This is a genomic window from Natronorubrum aibiense (assembly GCF_009392895.1).
Classification (GTDB): domain Archaea; phylum Halobacteriota; class Halobacteria; order Halobacteriales; family Natrialbaceae; genus Natronorubrum; species Natronorubrum aibiense.
Map to the genome: position 1 here is coordinate 372,901 of NZ_CP045489.1, position 17,248 is coordinate 390,148.

The window sequence follows — 17,248 nt, forward strand, 5'->3', positions numbered from 1 at the left end:
TGTTGTGAATCTAACTATATGCTCTCTCGTCGCGCTACACTCCCTCTACTCGCTGGTACACTTTCGGGATGTACCGCCTCAGTTCTTTCTAACAGACATCCTCGTCTCAACTGTATCGAACTGATTAATTTAGACACACAAGCGCATACCGTTCGCCTGCGTGTCGAGTACGAGAATGAAGAAATCCTCTCTGATTCGTATACTATTGATGGCCGTGAAGAAGATGGTCGCGCTCAACAACGATGGATTCCACAGGAGTGGCCCGACGAGACGGGGCCATTCCGTGTCCACTTTCGGATGAACACCCATTCAGAGTGGGTAACAATCGAATCTGAAGAAGAGTTGGGCGAGTATGCTATCCAGATAGCGTATCGGATTGATTCAGATGGCCACGGCATACCCTTTTGGGAAACACGTGATGCTGATGACGACGTGCGAGGTTGTAGCGAATCGCTAGCGAACCCAATTGAAATTGACGGCTGAACAATGGTTCAGACTGGATGTGGTTTCCGTGCGCTTTCCACTATAGCCGGTCAGTTCGCACACGTAGTTACCGGTCAGTACAGTTGCCGCAGTTGTCTCCCGCTAAATGGAAACGAATATACACATAAGTGGTGAAATATAAAATATGACCTCGAAGACTAGTTCTCTTCTCATTCCCGGTATCATGTGTATGATTATTGGATTTCTTCTTTTTCATGTGTTAGGTGCCGCATTCGGGCTAATAATTGGATTAGCAATGGGTGAACAATTCTACCAGCGCCACGAGTTAGAGAAGCAGGTCAACGAACTCCAAACAGAAGAGAAAGAGGAGAGGTAATGTTTGTACGCTACGGTCAGTTCGCAGCCATAGTGACCAGTACTCTCAAGAAATAATCCTTAGAATAAAGCCACGGGGAGTTACTCCTTAGTAAAGAACTCATCCGCCCCTCGATCAACCTCACTTCGTGAGCTGTTCGTCACATCTTCACCGAATGCATCGACATACGGGTCCGAATCACTACATCTGGCTATGGTTTCTCTGACATCGTCCTCCCCGATCCACTTGATCAACTCCCCTCTCCCGTTCTCGACTTGTGCATGCATGTCCAGCATCGTCCGATACGCATGCTCCATCTCTAACTGCTCCATCTTCCGAACAACGTACTGCCCCCGTTCGGTAATTCGGTACTGGTCACCGACCGAAGTTTCCTGTTCATCGATTTCAGGAGTGATAAGACCGAAGTCGCGGGCTTCACCGAGCCGAGCCGTTAGCGTTGACTCACTGATATGGAGTGCCTCTGCCAGGTCGGTGAAACGGTGTGGTCCGCCTTTTAGCACAATGAGGACACCGAGGCTACCGCGGCGCTGAAAGTACTCGCTAAGCGTGTCTGCCATGCTCTCCGGTTCTGTGTGCGGTCGCAACTGATGTGAAGGTTCTGTTGATCTCCAACTCCAGTTTGAACCAGAGCGTGCTTTGATTTAGAGTCAATCTGAACTTCAAGCTTGCTCAACAGGTTATTGATTATCATCCCGCTTCGCGTTTTTTCTCGTATGTACTCTGTCGGCCTGACTCAGTTCAGGTACTTCGAATCAAAGTCGATTAATGGAATTTAGATATGACGGCTACTCCGGATTCGATCCAAGCGGTCTTCGATACGCTACGTTCACACCCGGAGTGGCCACACTCAGACGATCGTGACACTGTCAACGGTGATCCGTGGCCGCTTGCGTGGGATGCTGCCGCGTTCATCAAAGAATGGTTCGCTCATCCGGATCATACCGACCTGGAGGAAGCGATTTGCCATCTTCCGTTGAACCCCTGGAAATTCGGCTACGACATCACCGAATGGCACGATAAGCGAGAGCCGCAGGCACTTTTGAGAAGTCATCTCCTGCGAATTGTCAAAGGCTGGGGTGGCGAAACTGCACTCCACAACTACCTCACCGACAACTCAGACCTTGTGACGCAACTCGGGTTCCAGGATGGACTCGCTTCGAAGACGACGCTGTGGCGGGTGTGGAACGAGAACCGACTTTCGAGTGATCACAAGCAAGTCATCCGGACGATCGGACAGGTTCTCGTCAACGTCGCACGCGAACATGACGTTCCTGCCCCAGACGAAGTGTTTCACCCGGACCCAAGTATTGACGCGCCCAAGACTGTCAGACAAGACGATTCAACGGTCCGAGATCGCACGATTGCGAATACCCGAAAAGTATGGCAGCAGGCCAAACCGATGGTGACGGAGAACTACCAGCTGCCACGCGGGGACAACACGGAAGTCCACGAAAACGCGTTCCTGGAGGCACATGCGTTCATCGGGTCGCGTGAAGAGATGTACGCAGAGAACGGCACTTGGAACTTCGCTGCTGAGACGACCCGTGATCGCGTCCAAACAGGGAGTACCCACCGCTACCACTTGCAAAAGATCGGGGTAGAGGAAGCTCGGGAGATGCATCGAAAGACAACACAGGCATTGATCGAGCGAGCACGCCGAGATTCAGAGCTTGTCGACGGAGTAATTACGAGCATTGATATCACGAAGTCGAACCCGTATCGGGAGAACACCCAAATCGAGTTCGACGGTAATGGGAATCTCTCGAATACGTGGCTACTTGGCTACAAAGAAGAGGATGAGAAGGACGATGATGAGTCACTACCGGATCTGTACTTCCAGTGGGCAAGTATCCAGATTGTTGGCCAAGACATTCCACTTGTACTGGACCAGATTCCGGTCCCTCGTGGCTTGTCACGGGCAGCTATCGTAGATCTCTTGTTGGAGAGCGCAACCGATATGATTGATATTGAGTTGGTGATGATGGATCGGGAGTTCGCCCATGATGCGGTGAAAGATACCTGTGAGAAACACGATGTGTGGTATCTGAATCCGGGGGAAATGTACTCAAGTGAACGGGCGACGTGTACTCGTCTCCGCCGGCAGGGAAAACTCGTTCATATTGAGCGCGATGGGGATTCTTCCGAAGAAGCAAATGAGAATCGAACGACACTGAGCGACTTCACCGATAGAGAAAAGGAAAACCACGAGGTCACGGAAGAGGCCGACGGTCCAGCTCGGAAGCAAGTGTATGTGCCTGCGATGAACGCCGATCGGACGAAAGACGACACTAACGACAAGGGGGACAACACCGAGGTGGAGCCGGAGGAACCCTCGTCGGATCAAGACGACGAGCTCCGCCAAGAGTTGCTTCAGGAGTTTGCGGAAGCAACCGAGAGTGACGCGGAGGACGTCGGGCGAATGTTTGGTGACGTGATCGAGGAGATTCGTGAGGAAGAGGACGACCGAGATCTTCCGGGGAACGAGGAGGATACACGGTTGTACATGCTGTTCGAGACAAATCACCCAGACCTCCAAATCCCAGACGAAGAGGAAGGTGAGGAAATGTCTGAGGTGGAGAAGGCGCACATGGTGAGTCGTGTGATCCGGAAGTACAAGCATCGGTGGGGGATTGAGAACGGGTTCAAGCAGATCAAGAGCTTCCGCGTCCGGACGACGTCGATGGATCACGAGTACCGGTTTTTCAACTTCCTGTACGCATGTACGCTGTACAATGTCTGGCGGCTCGTCGATCTCCTGGTAAAGTTGGAGTTGCTGGCAGAGTCGGAATTCCGTCACAAGCCGCTGGTGACTGCGGATTTGTTCCTGACGATTGCGAAGGACTACGTCGGGCTCGATCCTCCTGACTGAAGATTTGTTTTCCGAGCCTGCTTCTTCGTGAGTGGCAACACTCTCTACACCGGATGCTTTTCGACGTTTTCCTGTAACTTCGCTGCTGACCGATAGCTGAATCCGCACCGGGTTGATAGTTTCAGGTCCAGATCGTAGTAATTATGCTCTGGAAGTGTTCTCTGAGCAGTTCTCTCGTGAAACTAGTGATCACCAGTGTCCTCTACGCATATCTATTGGGATATGGTTTACTCCCGGTGAAGGATTGTGGTGTGCTCTCCGCCTACCGCGTAGGAGCAGTTGTGCGGAATTTCCTTATACACCCGCTGACCAGTGCTTAAACACCCCGCTAAAGCCTCTCTCAATACTCCGTGATGTGGGACGTGAAATACGCGACAGGTATTCAGCAAGTTGTCTAGGAACAGTCACCAATTAAGGGTTTCAAACCGATTCCGAGTCCCGTCGAGGAAAACATATTAGTAGTTGCTTGTATAAGCTAGAGCTAATATGGCAAAAGACACGATCACTGACGGAACCGCGGAAGGGAGTGATCCCTGCTGTGCACCGCCCGGTGATGTTGACTCGGATGCGATGGCGACGGATCTCCAGGTGCTGACCGCGATGGGGAACGACACCCGATACGAACTGCTTCGCCGAATCGCGAACGCCGACGACGGCGTCTGTGTCTGTGATCTTGAAGCCGCAGTCGGCGTCAGTCAGAGTGCCGTCAGCCAAGCACTCTCTCGCTTGTACACCGCACAATTGGTCACACGCCGCAAGGAGGGTTCTTGGCGGTACTACGAACCGACTGAAACGACCGCAGCTCTCCTCGAAACACTCGACGATCTGCGAGGTACCCATGAGTAACGATACTGAGACGGCGACCGGTAACCGCGACCCCGAGGAGACCCGTGAAATGGTGCGCGAACGCTACGGGACTATCGCTTCGGACGGCCAAGACTGCTGTGGCGATGTCGGCATCGATGTCACCGACGACGGTGGGTGCTGTGACGGCGACACGGACGCGACCGGGAGCGAACGCCTCGGCTACGACGCGGACGATGTTGCGTCGGTCGCCGACGGTGCAGACCTCGGCCTCGGGTGTGGGAACCCGAAGGCATTCGCCGAGATGACGACCGGAGAGACAGTGCTGGACCTTGGCTCCGGTGCCGGCTTCGACTGCTTCCTCGCTGCACAGGAGGTCGGACCAGACGGCGACGTCATCGGTGTCGACATGACACCAGAGATGGTCTCGAAAGCGAGGGAAAACGTCACGAAGAACGACGTCGACAACGTCGAGTTTCGCCTCGGCGAAATCAGTCACCTCCCCGTCGCAGACGCGACCGTCGACGTCGTCATCTCGAACTGCGTCGTCAATCTCGCCCCGGAAAAACAGCGCGTGTTTGATGACGTCTACCGGGTTCTCAAGCCCGGCGGCCGCGTCGCCATTTCAGACGTCGTCCAAACCGCGCCGTTCCCGGACGATGTCAAGATGGATCCGGACTCGCTGACTGGCTGCGTCGCCGGTGCCTCAACCGTCGACGCCCTCGAAGCGATCCTCGACAGGGCCGGCTTCGAAACAATCGAGATAGCGCCCAAGGACGAGAGCACCGAGTTCATCAGTGACTGGGACGCTAACCGGGACCTCGGTGACTACCTCGTGTCTGCAACCATCGAGGCCCGGAAACCACTTCGCGACGCCTGACCCACTTCGAGTACTGGTGGTCCCGGGCATTCAAGTATTCCTGCAGGCGGATTGGCCGAAATCCTACGAATTATTCGAGGTCGGTCTCGTCCCGTGGCACGTTTCACGCCGGCGCCGCATTCGCTTATGAGACGGGGCGGTGTCCGTTGCACATGGGAGATTCGAACGACGATACGCACGACCCGACAACGCCCGAACAAAGGGAGATCGGCCGTGAAATGGTCGACGAGAGCACAGGCCTCGGCTCGGTGATGGCCCACGCGTACCGGGGCGAACTCGGCCGGGTGGATACGTGGCGACAGCGCCTCGACCAGACGACGACGTGGGCGGTGACCGTGATGGCGGCGATCCTGACGTGGGCGTTCTCAAGTCCCGACAACCCTCACTATATCCTGTTGATCGGAATCGTGGTCGTCACGGTCTTCCTCCACATCGAGGCGCGGCGGTACCGGGATTATGATGTCTTTCGGGCGCGCGTTCGGATGCTTCAGGAGAATCTGCTCGCAACTGCTCTAGACCCGTCACGGGACGTCGAACGCACCGACTGGCGAGTAGAATTGAGTCAGGACTACCGTGAGCCCACGGTGAAAGTATCGATGCAGGAGGCCCTCGCGAATCGCCTGCAGAGCGTGTATCTCGCGCTGCTCAGCGTCCTCCTCGTCGCGTGGGTCTTCAGAGTGACCGCATTCGCAGCGCGTGAAGACTGGATCGAAACCGCCGCGATCGCTCGAATCGAGGGACTGGTTGTGGTCGCGGTCGTCGTCGCGTTCTACGTCGCGCTGCTCGCAATCGCGCTGTGGCCGCGAGAACGCCAGGCGAAGGGCGAATTCCGCAAAGGAAAGGAAGGCGACTGGAAGGATTCGGACGCAAAAGACGAATCGCGGAATCGATGATCGATCGACCATACGAAGCCGATTCGAGTTCGACCGCTCGAAACTATAGTAGAAGTTAGAAATAATTACTCATCTCTGGTATAGAGAGCGGATCAAGAGCAGTATCAATCGCTGTTGTGAGTTCAGAAAGTGAATCAAAGAACTGGTTGCTTAGTGTTGATTGGAGTTGTCTCCAGCACTCTTCGACCGGATTGAGCTCTGGCGAGTACGCCGGTAATCTCACGAAGGCGAGGTCGTCACGGGCCGCTAGGTCCGTGACGGCCGCCGCCCGAAAATACGGTGCTCCATCCAGTACAACGATCAGGTCACCTTCGAATTCTTGTCACAATGCGTGAATGAAATGATTTGCGTGTTCGGCAGTCACATACTCTTCGAATCGAGAGAAAAATCGATCACCGTCTTCGGTGATCGTGCTCAAAAGACTCGTCCAGTCGCATTGTCCAGATAATTCAACAGGTGGCCGCGTGCCGCGGGGAAACCACGCGGCATACGGCTCAACCTGGACTGATTTCTTGGTTTGATCGATACAGACTACTGTGGCGTCCATCTCCCGCCGCTTTTTTTGAGTTCCTCGCGGAATGTTTCCTGCTCGTCAGCATCAGACTCAACGGCTGTACGGCGTGGTTTTTGATAGCTCAATCCCGCTTCTTTGAGCAACCGCCGACAGCTCGGGATTGAGTACTCGACATTGTACGTCTCCTCCAGATACTGCTGGACGAGCGCCGGCGTCCACGCCGGCGCGTCAATCCCAACTTCCGCAGGAGATTCGTGGACAGTTTCTTCGAACGCTTTTTGCTCGTTTTCTGAGAGCTTTCGTTTTCTCCCAGATCGGTGAGCATCAGCCACGGCCTGCTCAAGCGGCTCATCGGTGTCGAGTCGCTTGAGCCAGCTATAGATTGTCCGTCGCTGAACGCCGTACCACTCGGCTAGCTCCGTCTGCGTGATGCCGTTTTTATACGCAATTGCCGCTAAGAGCCGTTGTGTCGGCTTCTTTCCCTCCACGTTATCGAGAGCATTTTGCAACTCTTCGACAGAGATCTCGTCAAGGTGATCCATTACGCCTAACTACAGTATCTGAGTAGAAAGTTCTAACGGATTCTATAGACGGTACCGTCGAGCGGATTTTGTCATGGACAACCGAACCCTTCCGTTCCGGAAGTTTCAGTTCACACATAGTCTCTGATGTTGTCTAGTGATTCATCACAGTCCCTATGCTCGAATCGTCTGGCTGGGTAATACGCCAGTTACTTTATTATCGCAAACGACGAACTCTCCGTTGACGATAACATGGGGAACTCCCTTCGGATACCGTCGTGGGTTTTCGTAGTCAGCAGTAGTGGAGACGAGTCGCGGATCGAATACCACGAGATCGGCATCCATACCAGGTCGGATGAGTCCTTTATTCGAGCGCTTTTCCGTAGGAGATTGTTGATACTATTGAGCAGTCGCTGAAGAGTCGAAGAGGACAAGGACACCGCGTCAGCGGTGCCCAACACGGATGATTCCGCTCGATGTGTTTGGCTCGGAATCAGTCGCAGCGGACCTGCTCCAACAGGTTCGCTGGCGTGATGCTGTGAGTTGTCCTCGCTGCCGTTCTGACCGAACGGTCAGAAACAGCAGCTATGGGCACTTTCAGCGGTATCTCTGTAAGGATTGCGACCGCACGTTCAACGACAAGACGGGCACGAGCTTCACTCATTCGAAGATCGCACTTCGCCGGTGGTTGTTCTCAATCTACGCGTTTCTCCGGTTTAACACGAGTCTCCGGCAACTCCAGTGCGAAATCAAGGTGACTCACAAAACGATGCACCGGCGCATCGAGCACTTCGCCAGAGCGCTCGATGCGCCTTCTCTATATCTTGTCGGACCGGTCGAAATCGACGAAGTGTACGTCAAAGCCGGGAAGAAAGGCCGCGAGAGCGATCAAGAATCGCGCTCGCGTGGCCTGTCCACGCGTGGGCGTGGAACATATGATGACGACAAGCCACCCGTGTTCATCCTCGCTGATCGCGGGACGGGACAGCGCTCATCAAAAGTAGCGAGGGCTATTCGGAGTGCTCTCCCTCTGGTCTCCCGTCACCATCAGAACGAACGGCCCGAGTTGAGTGCGTGAGACGAACTTCTGAAAGATCCACGTTCTTTCGTTTAGTGTCATACTGTGATAACCCGTAGGTCAGTAGAGTCAACACTGCCACGCCGATCGGAAGTAGGACGATTGCCGCTGAGACTGATCGACCCCAAATCGGGCTGCCGTATCCCCAGACAAGAAGAAGAATAGCAGACACAACGACTACGGGAATCGCATAATAGACCTGTGTCCGGACGTGATCAATGAGATCCGCACCGGTGAACGTTGCAGAGAGGACCGTCGTTGGAGAAATTGGCGATGTATGATCACCAAAGATTGCTCCCGAAAAGACAGCACCCACGATGACAGAGACCATTACGTGATCTCCGGTAAGACTCCATGCGACAGGGACAGCAATAGGTGTCAAGATGGACATCACAGCCCACGAGTCTCCCATTGTGAAACCCATAAATGTCGCAAGGACCAGCACGACAATTGGAACTATTTCTGGCGTGAGGAACTCGTTGGCGTACGCTGCGACAAACTCGCCAGTGCCAAGGACAGCAACGACTTCTCCAATCGACCAAGCGAGTACGAGGACAGTCAAAGCAGTCATCATCATATTGAACCCATTGATCGTCGTATCGACGCTCTCACCAACTGACTGGAGATCATATTTGTGGGCGTAATAAAATGTAGTGGCGACCATCGCAAATGCAGCGACCACGAGAGCAGCTGCGTAATCCGCCTCGAGGATCATGTCATACAGACCCGCACCTTCAGAGTATCCGGTCCGAAGCGCTCCAACGATCATAACGGAAACGAGGACAGCAACCGGAACTACAAACACTCTGAGGGGAGGATCTTTGGCAATTGGATCCCCAAATTCGCCTTCGATATCTTGCAGCGGTTCTGCATCGTCTCGATTGACTTTTCCAGTCGTCGCCGCACGGTGTTCGGCGGTGAGCATCGCACCATAGTCCCACCCAGTAACAACGATGATACCAACCATGCAGATCGCCAAGATAGAGTACATATTAAATGGGATCGATTGGACAAAAATAATAAACGAAGATGGGACGTCGCTTTCTGCGATATCCGTCGCCTGATATCCAGCATCGATCATGGACATCTGGAATGCAACCCACGAGGAAAGGGCAATCGTCGACACTGGAGCCGCCGTGGAGTCGACGATGTAGCATAGTTTTTCACGAGACATCCGAAGGTTATCGGAGATGTCTTTCATTGTCGTTCCAACGATCGCTGAGTTCGCATAATCATCAAAGAACATCATCAGCCCAAGACCCCATGCGACGAGCCCTGCTTTACGTTTTGTGCTGATGTAATTAGTGGCCCAATTTGCCGCTGCATGGGTCCCACCGAGTTTCCAGATCATTGCGATTGCAGAACCCAACAGGAGACAGAAAATGATGATTTGCATGTTAAATACACTATCTCCGGCTGATTCTGTAATCCACTGCAGGGAATCAGTCAATCCCCAAATTCCCGCTAAAAACACACCGAGCAATTGACTGAGTAGACCAGAACCTGGAATATCGAATCCACCTAAAGAGGACTCAATTAGTTCGATACTATCATGATATCTGTGGATGACGCCTCCTGACCAGACTCCGATAAACAGCGCCAATGCTGCTTTCCTAGTAATGAGAGCGAGTCCGATCGCTAAGAGCAGTGGTACTAATGACCATACACCATAGGTCTCTGCTGGCATATGCCAACCATTGACTATGTCCCTATATAAAATTATTCCAAAATTTCTTACCTTATGGGATCCTATTTAGTAAATATATCGTATATTACATATAGTATATTAATTTAGCAATATATTGGAAGTAATGCTATAGACGAACATAGTCTCCCTCGGTAAGAGCCAATCCGATAGACAGCACGGATCTCTTCGAACAGTCCAAGGGAGTGAACTACCCCTGCCTACTTCGCTCGCCTGACGGCTCGCTTCGTTGAGGCAGGGGCTTCCAAGTCGGCTCGCAAGCGTACTGTTGCAGAGGCTCGGTCAGCATCGCTCGGTATCTGTTGTCTCGAACCGTATTCCATCAAGCGACTCACAAGCGACCCCATCAATCCAGGCGTCGAACCGCATGCCTTGCGTCACATCGGTTATCACTTGTTCGTGATTCTGCTGTAGCGCCTCTGTGAATCCGTTGTGGATCATGTATTGTGTTTGTGTGAACGTCGATCTATACAGCGCTCACTCAGTTTCACCAGGGTATAATTACCGTGCAGGCTGTGAATTGGCGAATCCGAGGAGATCGAACTCCGTCCCATTTCCATTTTCTTTCGCCGCATGGTACGCAATGTGTGCCGTCGCAACATCTTGGATCGCAAGGCCAGTGCTATCGAAGACGGTGATTCCATCGTCACTCGTTCGTCCGTCTTTCGTTCCGACGATAATCTCACCGAGATCGGCGTAGATATCATTGTCCGTGATCGTGCCGTCCGAATATGGTACATTGATTTCACCGGAATGTGTCGTCTGCGCGTGATCGTCGATCGTTATTTTTGCGTTGAGAAGTACCTCATTCGTAAGCTCTTGTTTTCCTTCCGCGTCGGCTCCCATCGCATTGACATGTGTGTGGTCACCGAGATCGTCTAGGGTAACGATTGGATCCCTAACCGGCGTAACCGTTGAAAGTACATCGCAAGACGCAGCGTCGGAGACATCTCCTGCACTGACACTAAATCGATCGGCGAAGTGGTCGATAAACTGCTTGGTTCGGGTTTCTTCAAGGTCGCTAACGACGATTTCCTCGATCGGTCGAATCTCACTTATTGCCTCAACTTGTGTATATGATTGAATTCCCGCACCGACGATACCGAGCGTTGTCGCGTCGCGAATAGCGAGTTCATCCGTCGCAACCGCTGCGGCCGCGCCAGTTCGCTTCATTGTCAATTCGGTCCCATCCATGAGACTAATGGGTACCGCCGTCTCAGGATCAGAGTAGATCATTGTCCCCATAACAGTTGGAAGTCCGTACTTTTCGCTGTTGTCGGGGTGGACATTGACCCACTTGAGACCTGCTGCATCCCAGTCACCAGTGTCTAGGTATGCAGGCATGGCGCGGAAATCTCCATTGTACTGCTTCAAATCGATATATGACTTCGCCGGCATCTGTGCCATTCCCCGTTCGTAGGATTCGAACGCCTCCCGTACAGCAGGGATGACGTCGGCCATTTCCGCGTTTTCGCGAACATCCTCTTTGGACAGTAGGAGCGTCTGCATACTCGCCATCAAATCATATCAGAGATATAATTCAATTTGTACCGGTAATATTGTCTCATAAACTAGTTTCGTACTGTATTTTGAAAGAGATCTAATATACGAGAGGACGAACACCGATGACTGGGAATTCAAATCAGCGATAACAATATATGGGATTAACAACAATGAGAGAATAGGATGGAATCCAATGAATCTGTCCTTGACTTGGACTACAAATCAAGCGAATCGAGGAATATTCCACACTGGCACAATCCGGAGAACGAATCCATACCAATAATCGAAGGGAGTGGAGCCACTGTAACCGATGCTAACGGAGACTCATTCCTAGATTTTGTTGCATCGCTCTACTGTGTCAATGCTGGGCACGACAACAAACGGATCATCGAGGCAATCACAAAACAACTTGAGAGAATTCCATACGTCTCTTCGGGTAAAGAGAACGATGCCCGAGCAGAATTAGCTTCCGAACTCGCAGCGGTAGCGCCCGAACCGCTCACAGACGTCCTCTTCTCCGTCTCTGGAAGTGAAGCAAATGAACTGGCGATCCAGTTCGCCCGCGAAAGTCAAGATGCGCCGAAGGTCTTGACCCGATGGCAGTCGTATCACGGCAGTACGTATGGCGCAGCAACTCTTACTGGCGACCCAAGCACTCGAAATACGGTCGAAGCACATGCAGCGACGACTGGCAGCGGCAAATTCTTGCCCCCATTGCCTGAAGTATTTGATGCTGAGGGAAGTGAACTCGCGGAAAAAGCAGCAAATCATCTCGAGTTTGTCGTCAAAAATGAGGGACCGGATTCCATCGCCGCGATTATGATGGAACCAGTCGCTGGATCAAGTGGCGGCTACCCAACGCCGTCAGGATACTTCGAGAGAGTCCGAGAGATCTGTGATAAGTATAACATCCTTCTCATCGCCGATGAGGTAATAACCGGATTCGGCCGTTGTGGGAAAATGTTTGCCATGCAAACTGAAAGCGTCGATCCAGATATGATTACGTTCGCAAAAGGTGTAACTGGGTCGTACATTCCGCTTGGCGGTGTCCTCATGCGCGAGGAACTTGGCGATCGCATACGAGACGGTGGGACATTGACTGGGCAGACGTTCGCTGGGCACCCGGTAGCGTGTGCCGCCGGAATTGCCGCGATTCAAGAGTACCAGAACGAGCTCATAGAGAACGTCCAGTCACTAGCGCCCGTACTTCAGGATGAACTCACAGCACTCAAAGAAAAACACGACGTCATTACCGACGTTCGCGGCCGTGGATTCCTTTGGGGAATCGTTGTCAAAGACCCTGAAAGCAGCGAACCTTTCGCAAACTCGTGGGTAGACGCTGACAGCGAGAATCCCGTGGCTGATGTTGCTGAAGAGGCTAAGAAAAATGGACTTCTAGTCGGCGTCGGTCGGCCGGACTATCAACTCCTTATTTCACCGCCACTATGTATCGAAGAGGCAGACATCGCGAATGCAATCGAGGCTCTCGACGAGGCATTCATAAACGTCTTCGAATAGTGTATACCCAATGAACTAACCGGCAACACACGCTCTTATCGGTGGCAGTATACTTCGAAGTTCTCAAGCACCCTAGTCGCGTTGCATTCCTCAAACGAGTACTCACCGTCTGACCAGTCGCTCGGTTGTTCTCGAACACGTTCAGTGAATTCGGGATGGAACTGGACCGTCCAGATCGGTGCCTTGGTGTGACGAGTACAGAAATGCTCGTTATAATCTGTCTCAGCAATAACTTCCATCTCAGCACCGGGTTCGACGACGAGATCAGAGTGAAGGACAGGGACAATCGATTCGATCCCCTCCAGTACGGGGTCGGTCGATTCGACAGTCGTCATTTCAACAAACGTCGCTCGTCGCCGGTCCTCGATGACCTCACCTCCAAGCGCGAAATTAATAAGTTGATGACCGAAGCAAACGCCCAGCAGAGGAACCTGATGATCGAGACACTTTTTTACGAGTTCCATCTGTGCCTCAAACCAAGGATAACCTTCCTCATACACACTCGCTGTACTCCCGCTGATAACGATGCCATCGTAGTCTTCGATCGGAGGGTGGTCGCGGTCTTCAGCATAGACGTGATATTCACTTTCATCGATAAAGTGGGCAATCTCTGGACCGAGATAGCGATATTTTGGCCTCACTTCGTCATCAAGCACAAGTATCATCAGTACTCAATACTGAACGGAGAACAATAAATTATAGTACTTTGACTGTGTTAGAGTACCTACGGAAGCGATAGTGATCAGTTCACATGGCTCTCTATAGAAACGCAAGTCTACGAACTCGAAGGAGTGACCGCACTTACAGTGAATACGCCGGCTTTGGTGTTCTGTGCTGTCCGCGTCGAATCAATACTGCTCTATGGATGACTCCGCTATCTGTTGAGGAAAGGTGAGAGATATGTCAGATGCTACTGCGGAGATGGTTTCTCGACTCGAGCGTGGTGATATTGATCACATCTTCGTCGAGTTTCCGGACATAAACGGAATCTCACGGTCTAAACAGCTCACTACCGACTACTTCCTCGAGAGATGGAAAAACGGATTCACCATGAATCTACTCCTACTAGCGCAGACACCGAGGAACCACGTCCCTGATGGGACTGGGTTCGGCGCGGAAATTGATTACGGTGATGGAGTCGTTCATCCTGATCCCAAGACGTTTCATGTCCTTCCGTGGCGAGACGATGCCGCACGGGTTATCTGCGATTTCAAGTACGATGGTGAGCCGGTCCTTGGTGCACCCCGCACGGTCCTGAAGCGAGTTTTAGAGCAAAATGATCTCGGCTTCGACTTCTACGCTGGGAGCGAGCTGGAATTTTACTTGCTTGAAGAAACAGGTGATGGGTACGGACCGGCGACCTCTGACAACCATGAGTGCGTCACATGGGCGACAGAGGAAATTTCTCAATTCTATAATCGACTCGTCGACTTGGCAGATGATTTCGAAATCGATATTCAGTCGCTTCAGCACGAGCACGGTGCCGGCCAGCTTGAAGTGCTCTTTGATTACGGTCGTCCCCTCGAACAGGCCGATACGACGTTCGAATTCAAGCGCCTCGTCAAACAGGTCGGCCGAGAACGCGATCAATGGCCGACGTTTATGGCGAAGCCATACGGAGATCGAGCCGGAAGTGGCTATCACCTACACGTGAGTGCGTTTGATGGCGATACAAATATACTCGGCAATACAGATGGCCTCTCAAATCAGGGGCGTCACTTCATTGGAGGGTTGATAGAGCACGCAGATTCTCTTGCAGCGTTTGGAACACCGAATATCAACGCCTTCAAGCGCTACAAGCCCGGATCATTTGCCCCGTATACCGCCTCATGGGGGTACGACAATCGGATGAGTGCCATCCGAATCCCACCAGGAGTTGTCCGCGCAGAAAACCGCATTGCCAGCGCAGAGGCCAATCCATACCTTGTCATCGCGAGTACGATTGCAGCGGGATTACACGGAATTCGACAGAGGATCGAACCATCAGAGCCAGTTGTTGGGGATCCAACTGGAAACCGGCCGAAATTACCCCAGTCACCCGAACTTGCACTGAGGGCGTTAGAAAACGATGATGCACTCGCAGAGATACTCGGTTCAGATATCATCCAAGTGTATACCGCATCAAAACGGCGCGAGCTTCAGGCCTTCCGTGATCACGTTACACAGTGGGAGCGCGATCAGTACGTAAAAACTCTCTAGTCGACCAGTTGAACGTGGTCCAAAAGGAGCAGTGTTCGTCACCCGACTGGTGCTAAATTTCTCGGTTCAGATTGTCAACTGTTTTCTGAAGTCGGTTACTGCTGTTCGGCAAGTCGAGGAGCGATATTCTTGAACGCTTCAAGATGCTCGTCGATATGTTCTTCCTCGTGCTGAACACTGATTGTCCATTGTTGTGAGGCGTGGTGCGGATGTGGGAGAACACCCTGGTTGAGCATCGCAAACCAATAGTTCTCGTGGAATTCCTCGTCGATGTGCTCGAGATACTCTCGATAGTTATTGACCCGCTCGTCAGTGAAATGGACAATCCCCTGTGAATTGACGTTCTTGACATGGCCAGTGATTCCAGCGTCTGTCATAATCTCCTCGTAGCCAGCAGCGAGTTTCTCGCCAAGATCGTTGACGTGCTGGTAAGCGTCGTCCGTGAGAACATCTCGGAGAACAGTCGTAACCGCTCGCAGAACCAATGGGTTTCCATTGTACGTTCCGAAGTGAGCGGCTCCGTTTTCAATCGTCCGCATGACCTCTTCACGGCCACCAAAAGCGCCAACTGGATAGTTACCGCCAATGCTCTTGGCCATCGCAACGAGGTCGGGTTCAACGTCGTAGTACTCCGTGGCACCGCCCGGTGCAACCTTAACACCCGTCTTTACTTCGTCAAAGATGTAGACGATACCATACTCGTCACAGAGTTCGCGGAGACCCTGAAGAAACTCCTTGTATGGCTGCGTGACACCGACGTTCATAACGATCGGTTCAACAATGAGTGCGCCGATCTCATTGACGTGATTCCGCATAATTTCCTCGATAGCGTCGAGATCATTCCATGGTGCAATTTCAACCGTATCAGCGATTGCCTCCGGAACGCCATCACTTTCGATAACTTTAGCCGGGCGCTCAGGATGACCAAGTTTTCCCTTCGGTGTGGATTTGCTAATCAGCACAGCATCGTGGACACCATGGTATGATCCTTCAATTTTCAGGAGTTTATCCTTGCCCGTATACGCTCGCGCGGTACGGATCGCATGCATCGTACTCTCTGTACCGCTGTTCGTGAACCGAACAAGGTCAACCGGGTCCCATCGCTTTTTGAGTTCTTTCGCGGCCTCAGCAAGGAGATTATGCGGGTGTGTGAACAGAGTCCCGTTATCGAGTTGGGATTTAATTGCTTCAGTGACGGCGGGATGAGTGTGACCAACCATCCCAGCTCCATTGTTCATATCGAAGTCAAGGTAGCTGTTATCATCGACGTCATGCAAATGAACACCCTCCGCTCGATCGACCACAAATGGGTGAGGATCCCACGCTCGATACGTACTCGCCACGCCTGCTGGGACGTGTGACTGAATTTCGTCGTACCGTTCTTTACTTGTCGCTGTTCGATTGATATACGTAGATTCGAGGTCGTCCCAAATCTCCATGTATCTACTTTCTGCATAGGTAGTCATAAGCATTTATACTAGATTTAGTCATATATCGGACAGAGGGAGACAGACCACACTAGAAATCCGCTAATCGCGCTACCGGCGGGTGAAATCAAACAACCTCTGCGTCCACCTACACACTACCAGGTCAGCAATGACTGCCTTGTGTGACGATAGCAGCTTATCATTCAACGTTCAGAGAACGTATGTACCTAGTGCATTTTGATGACACCAACCTACACAATAGGAATATAAAAGAACAGTATCTATGGAATAGGTCCGCAATGGTAGCATGTTGAGACCACCCACCAATGATTACAATAGTACCGTCGTAATAATCAGCAGAGAAGTGGAGAAAACATCCAAATTATATAAACTAGAAATCACAGGTGCTGGTATCATGTGACAAATGTCATGGTTTGACTACCCTCACTGGACATATAAAAGTACGTTATACGTGCGAGTATATATGTACAACTTCAATCTGTCTGTTACCCACCTA

13 protein-coding genes and 3 pseudogenes are annotated in these 17,248 nt (G+C 52.0%); 9 read left to right on the forward strand and 7 right to left on the reverse strand.

What is annotated here, in order from left to right:
- The first annotated feature begins 18 nt into the window (after nucleotides 1–18).
- Nucleotides 19–483 carry a hypothetical protein gene (locus GCU68_RS18360; protein ID WP_152944029.1) on the forward strand — a complete coding sequence of 155 codons (465 nt, stop codon included), beginning with the start codon at nucleotides 19–21 and terminating at the stop codon, nucleotides 481–483.
- A 145-nt stretch (nucleotides 484–628) separates the two neighbouring features.
- Complete coding sequence (locus GCU68_RS18365; protein WP_152944030.1) at nucleotides 629–820, forward strand: hypothetical protein; 192 nt, start codon at nucleotides 629–631, stop codon at nucleotides 818–820.
- Nucleotides 821–900: 80 nt separating this feature from the next.
- On the opposite strand, the gene GCU68_RS18370 is transcribed toward GCU68_RS18365, so the two are convergent.
- Nucleotides 901–1,377 carry a winged helix-turn-helix transcriptional regulator gene (locus GCU68_RS18370; RefSeq protein ID WP_152944031.1) on the reverse strand — a complete coding sequence of 159 codons (477 nt, stop codon included), beginning with the start codon at nucleotides 1,375–1,377 and terminating at the stop codon, nucleotides 901–903.
- Between the two features lie 221 nt (nucleotides 1,378–1,598).
- Here GCU68_RS18370 and GCU68_RS18375 point away from each other — a divergent pair, with 221 nt between their 5' ends.
- The 4 genes from GCU68_RS18375 (at nucleotide 1,599) to GCU68_RS18390 (ending at nucleotide 6,266) form a co-directional block, all read left to right on the forward strand.
- Complete coding sequence (locus GCU68_RS18375; RefSeq protein WP_152944032.1) at nucleotides 1,599–3,689, forward strand: transposase; 2,091 nt, start codon at nucleotides 1,599–1,601, stop codon at nucleotides 3,687–3,689.
- Nucleotides 3,690–4,175: 486 nt separating this feature from the next.
- Nucleotides 4,176–4,535 (forward strand): ArsR/SmtB family transcription factor, encoded by a 360-nt coding sequence (locus GCU68_RS18380; protein ID WP_152944033.1) that lies wholly within the window; start codon nucleotides 4,176–4,178, stop codon nucleotides 4,533–4,535.
- The gene (locus GCU68_RS18385) at nucleotides 4,528–5,373 is read left to right on the forward strand and encodes an arsenite methyltransferase (RefSeq protein WP_152944034.1); all 846 of its coding nucleotides are present in this window, start codon (nucleotides 4,528–4,530) and stop codon (nucleotides 5,371–5,373) included. Before GCU68_RS18380 ends, GCU68_RS18385 begins: the two co-directional genes overlap by 8 nt.
- A gap of 152 nt (nucleotides 5,374–5,525) precedes the next feature.
- The gene (locus tag GCU68_RS18390) at nucleotides 5,526–6,266 is read left to right on the forward strand and encodes a DUF2270 domain-containing protein (protein ID WP_152944035.1); all 741 of its coding nucleotides are present in this window, start codon (nucleotides 5,526–5,528) and stop codon (nucleotides 6,264–6,266) included.
- Nucleotides 6,267–6,321: 55 nt separating this feature from the next.
- On the opposite strand, the pseudogene GCU68_RS18395 reads toward GCU68_RS18390, so the two are convergent.
- Together GCU68_RS18395 and GCU68_RS18400 are read right to left on the reverse strand one after the other, a co-directional pair.
- Nucleotides 6,322–7,322, reverse strand: a pseudogene (locus tag GCU68_RS18395) (IS630 family transposase).
- Between the two features lie 153 nt (nucleotides 7,323–7,475).
- A pseudogene (locus GCU68_RS18400) lies at nucleotides 7,476–7,664 on the reverse strand (N-acyl-D-amino-acid deacylase family protein); the annotation flags it as partial.
- A gap of 100 nt (nucleotides 7,665–7,764) precedes the next feature.
- Here GCU68_RS18400 and GCU68_RS18405 point away from each other — a divergent pair.
- A pseudogene (locus tag GCU68_RS18405) lies at nucleotides 7,765–8,293 on the forward strand (transposase); the annotation flags it as partial.
- An 18-nt stretch (nucleotides 8,294–8,311) separates the two neighbouring features.
- Here GCU68_RS18405 and GCU68_RS18410 read toward each other — a convergent pair.
- Nucleotides 8,312–10,066: a Na+/H+ antiporter NhaC family protein gene (locus GCU68_RS18410; protein WP_152944037.1), complete on the reverse strand. Its 1,755-nt coding sequence runs from the start codon at nucleotides 10,064–10,066 to the stop codon at nucleotides 8,312–8,314.
- 519 nt (nucleotides 10,067–10,585) lie between these two features.
- Nucleotides 10,586–11,593 (reverse strand): ornithine cyclodeaminase family protein, encoded by a 1,008-nt coding sequence (locus GCU68_RS18415; protein WP_152944038.1) that lies wholly within the window; start codon nucleotides 11,591–11,593, stop codon nucleotides 10,586–10,588.
- A gap of 177 nt (nucleotides 11,594–11,770) precedes the next feature.
- Here GCU68_RS18415 and GCU68_RS18420 point away from each other — a divergent pair, with 177 nt between their 5' ends.
- On the forward strand, nucleotides 11,771–13,105 hold the full coding sequence (locus GCU68_RS18420) for an aminotransferase family protein (RefSeq protein WP_152944039.1): 1,335 nt from the start codon (nucleotides 11,771–11,773) through the stop codon (nucleotides 13,103–13,105).
- A 35-nt stretch (nucleotides 13,106–13,140) separates the two neighbouring features.
- Here the strand turns inward: GCU68_RS18420 and GCU68_RS18425 are convergent, their stop codons facing one another.
- Nucleotides 13,141–13,770 (reverse strand): type 1 glutamine amidotransferase, encoded by a 630-nt coding sequence (locus GCU68_RS18425; protein WP_152944040.1) that lies wholly within the window; start codon nucleotides 13,768–13,770, stop codon nucleotides 13,141–13,143.
- A 235-nt stretch (nucleotides 13,771–14,005) separates the two neighbouring features.
- Here GCU68_RS18425 and GCU68_RS18430 point away from each other — a divergent pair, with 235 nt between their 5' ends.
- The gene (locus tag GCU68_RS18430; RefSeq protein ID WP_152944041.1) at nucleotides 14,006–15,304 is read left to right on the forward strand and encodes a glutamine synthetase family protein; all 1,299 of its coding nucleotides are present in this window, start codon (nucleotides 14,006–14,008) and stop codon (nucleotides 15,302–15,304) included.
- A gap of 95 nt (nucleotides 15,305–15,399) precedes the next feature.
- On the opposite strand, the gene GCU68_RS18435 is transcribed toward GCU68_RS18430, so the two are convergent.
- Nucleotides 15,400–16,743: an aspartate aminotransferase family protein gene (locus GCU68_RS18435; protein ID WP_152944043.1), complete on the reverse strand. Its 1,344-nt coding sequence runs from the start codon at nucleotides 16,741–16,743 to the stop codon at nucleotides 15,400–15,402.
- Nucleotides 16,744–17,248 lie beyond the last annotated feature (505 nt).